The organism is Melaminivora alkalimesophila, from assembly GCF_000282995.1.
GTDB lineage: Bacteria > Pseudomonadota > Gammaproteobacteria > Burkholderiales > Burkholderiaceae_C > Melaminivora > Melaminivora alkalimesophila.
This window is the reverse complement of the sequence record NZ_ALEE01000475.1, coordinates 1-2519: the sequence shown is the minus strand read 5'-3', so window position 1 is coordinate 2519 and position 2519 is coordinate 1. Positions and strand designations below refer to the sequence as shown.

Genomic DNA, 2519 nt, shown 5'->3' with positions numbered 1-2519 from the left:
GCCGCGGATGCGGCCGGCGCCACCGACTGCAAGGGGGCCGTGGCCAGCGTCCTGGACGGCGCCTCGGATGCCATCTGCGCGCGCAGCCGCTGCAGCAGCGCAGGGTCGGTCATCGGCCGCACGGCCTGCCCCTGTCGCAGCGTGTCGCCGATCAGGTGGTAGACCTGCCAGCAGGCCTGGGCCTCCTGGTGGCCCGCGTGGCGCATCGCCTGGGCAAAGCCTTCGCCCTGCAGCTCGCCATCGGCCATGGCCGACAGCTGCTCGCGCATGTGCAGAAGATCGTGTTCGTCTTTCATGGTCCTACCCGCTCCTGGCTGGAACGTCCGCATTCGAAGCCTGCGAGCCGCCGGCTACCAGCGCTTGCCCGAACGCTGCTCGAGCAGCGGCCGCACCCGCGCGGAGATCGCCTCGCGCGCCCGAAAGATGCGTGAACGCACGGTTCCGATGGGGCAATCCATGGCAGTGGCAATCTCGTCATAGCTCAGGCCTTCGAGCTCGCGCAGCGTGATCGCCTGGCGCAGCTCCTCGGGCAGGGCCTGCATGGCGGCGTTCACGGCGGCTGCGATCTCCTGTGCGGCCAGCACGGTTTCCGGTGTCTCGTCGCTGCTTAGTTCGCGATCGAGCAGGGAAGTTTCCTCACCGTCGTCCTGCGTGCTGCGCAGGGCGCTTTCGGTGATCACCGGATCGCGGCGCAGGTCCACCAGCGCCTTCTTGGCGGTGTTCACCGCGATGCGGTAGAGCCAGGTGTAGAACTGTGCGTCGCCGCGGAACTGGTGCAGCGCCCGCCAGGCGCGCAGAAAGGTCTCCTGCGTGATGTCCTGCACCAGATCGACGTCGCGCACCATGCGTGCCACCAGCCGCTCGACGCGCCGTTGGTACTTCAGCACCAGCAGCTCGTAGGCGCGCTGGTCGCCCGCCACCGCGCGCTCGACCAGTTGCAGGTCGCTGTCAGCGGCTGGGCGGGCGGGCGGCAGGGAGTCGGTCATCGTGGGTGTCGCTCGTTAGGGCCGGCAGCGTGCGCCGGTGGGGTCGTCTGCGTCCTGGCATCGACGGGTGGGCCAGCCCCGGTGCCCGGCACCGTGGCCATGGGGGGGCGGGCGTGCAGTGCCCGGCGCAATGCCGCCCACTGCGCGGGCGCGCTGCGCGCCTGCAGCCACAGCCACTGCGCCGGACCGGAGACGGGCCGCACGCGCAGCAGCAGCGCGCCCTGCAGGTCCAGCGCCACCTCCGGGGCCTCGCGCAAGGGCACGAAGCGCTCCGAGACGGCCGAGCGCTCGAGCAGCCACGCCTCGCCGTCCCACTGCAGCACCCCTTCAGGCAGGGACCGCAGCCAGTGCAGCGCCAGCGCCGAGCAGGCCAGCCACAGCAGCACGCCGCCGCCGGCCCGCAAGGGCTGGGTCGCTGCTTCGCCGATGCCCCGGGCGATCCACAGGCCGATGGCCACCAGCCCGAGGCCCGAGAGCAGCGCCGCCGCCACGCCCAGGGCGGCCGAGCCGCCATAGGGATGGCGCGCGGGCGGCGGCAGTGGGCGGGAGGACATGGACCGCGCCCCAGGGGGTGGTCAGGGCGACACTGGAAGAGACGGCATGGAGCGCCTGGGCCTCCCGCGCCGTCCGCCCTCAGGCGCGCTGGAAGACCAGCGTGCCGTTGGTGCCGCCAAAGCCGAAGTTGTTCTTCAGCGCCACGTCGATCTTCATGTCGCGCGCCTCGTTGGCGCAGTAATCGAGGTCGCACTCGGGGTCCTGCTCGACCAGGTTGATGGTCGGCGGCACCTTCTGGTGATACAGCGCCAGCACGGTGAACACGCTCTCGATGCCGCCGGCGCCTCCCAGCAGGTGGCCCGTCATGGACTTGGTGGAGCTGATCACCATCCTGTGGGCCTGCTCGCCCAGGGCGGCCTTGATGGCATTCGTCTCGTTGACGTCGCCCAGGGGCGTGGAGGTGCCGTGCGCGTTCAGGTACTGGACCTGGTCGGCGTTCACGCCGGCGTTCCTGAGCGCCGCCAGCATGGCGCGGCGCGGGCCGTCCATGTTGGGCGCCGTGATGTGGCCGGCGTCGGCGCTCATGCCATAGCCGATCAGCTCGGCATAGATCCTGGCGCCGCGCGCCTTGGCGTGCTCGTACTCTTCCAGCACCAGCACGCCCGCGCCCTCGCCCAGCACGAAGCCGTCGCGGCCCTTGTCCCAGGGGCGCGAGGCCGCCTGGGGATCGTCGTTGCGCGTGGACAGCGCCCGCATGGCGGCGAAGCCGCCGACGCCCAGCGGCGAGACCGTGGCCTCGCTGCCCCCGGCGACGACCACGTCGGCGTCGCCGTACTCGATCTTGCGGGCCGCCTCGCCGATGCAGTGCAGCCCGGTGGTGCAGGCCGTGACCACCGACAGGTTCGGGCCCTTGAAGCCGAAACGCATGGACACGTGGCCCGCCACCATGTTGATGATCGAGGCCGGCACGAAGAAGGGCGTGATGCGCCGCGGGCCGCGCGCCTCCAGCTCGGCGTGGGTGTTCTCGATGAGCGGCAG

General features: G+C 71.4%; 4 protein-coding genes. All 4 read right to left on the bottom strand.

Going from position 1 to position 2519, the window contains the following annotated elements:
* The coding region (locus A612_RS09285) for a sigma-E factor negative regulatory protein (RefSeq protein WP_019374221.1) at nt 1–296 on the bottom strand (296 nt) is incomplete at its 3' end.
* Between the two features lie 54 nt (nt 297–350).
* Nucleotides 351–986, bottom strand: coding sequence for an RNA polymerase sigma factor RpoE (rpoE, locus tag A612_RS09280; protein WP_019374220.1), 636 nt, complete (start codon nt 984–986; stop codon nt 351–353).
* Complete coding sequence (locus tag A612_RS09275; RefSeq protein WP_019374219.1) at nt 983–1540, bottom strand: hypothetical protein; 558 nt, start codon at nt 1538–1540, stop codon at nt 983–985. Before A612_RS09275 ends, rpoE begins: the two co-directional genes overlap by 4 nt.
* Before the next feature lie 79 nt (nt 1541–1619).
* Nucleotides 1620–2519 (bottom strand): beta-ketoacyl-ACP synthase II (fabF, locus tag A612_RS09270; protein ID WP_019374218.1); only part of this gene is annotated, 900 nt, incomplete at its 5' end.